Below are 886 nucleotides of genomic sequence, written 5' to 3' on the forward strand. Positions count from 1 at the left end.
GGTTTTATGATCACCGATGGCTTTGATATGGGAGTAGGAGCGTTGTTACCGTTTATCGGTAAAACCAACTCTGAAAGACGAGTGATGATTAACTCCATTGCACCCCATTGGGACGGCAACCAGGTGTGGTTAATTACCGCAGGTGGCGCTTTGTTTGCGGCTTGGCCGTTAGTGTATGCGACATCGTTTTCAAGCTTATATGTTGCGATGTACTTGGCTCTTATCTCATTGTGGCTGCGTCCTCTTGCACTTGAGTACCGAGCAAAGATCGACAGCGTTCAGTGGCGACAAGTATGTGACTTAGCAATCTCGTTCTCAGGCTTCTTCCCTCCTATCTTGTTTGGGGTGGCGTTTGGCAATTTGATGCAAGGCTTACCTTTTACGCTCAATAGCTTCTTGATGGTTGAGTACCACGGATCGTTTGTTGATTTGCTTAATCCGTTTGCTCTGTTGTGTGGCTTTGTTGGGTTATTGATGGCGTTGTTGCAAGGCAGTGCTTGGCTGATGATGAAAACCACCGATGCGCTATACAAAAAGGCAAGAACAGTGACGCAGGCGAGTGCTGTATTTGTCGCTTTCCTTATGGTGATTGGCTGTATGGCGATAAACCATATTGATGGGTATCTGATAGTCAGTGCGATGGATCATAGCTCGGCTTCAAATCCTTTGAACAAAGAAGTCGTTACACAAGCTGGCGCTTGGTTAACCAACTTCGATACGTACCCTTGGATGTGGTTTGCACCGATCGGCAGCGTGACCATTCCATTGCTGGCTTTGATTGGCGCAAGGTTGAAATGGGATGCGATTGCTTTTATTAGTTCAAGCCTGACTAACGCTTGCATCATCTTAACGGCGGGTTTCTCGATGTTCCCGTTCATTATCCCGT

The 886-nt window shown here is 47.0% G+C and carries 1 protein-coding gene; it reads left to right on the forward strand.

Annotated elements, in window-relative coordinates; translation table 11 throughout:
• A partial coding sequence (gene cydB, locus AB4496_RS09075; RefSeq protein ID WP_372130838.1) for a cytochrome d ubiquinol oxidase subunit II occupies positions 1 to 886 on the forward strand: 886 nt, incomplete at both ends.

This window comes from Vibrio sp. 10N.222.46.A1 (assembly GCF_041473595.1).
In the GTDB taxonomy this organism is placed as follows: Bacteria; Pseudomonadota; Gammaproteobacteria; order Enterobacterales; family Vibrionaceae; genus Vibrio; species Vibrio tasmaniensis_A.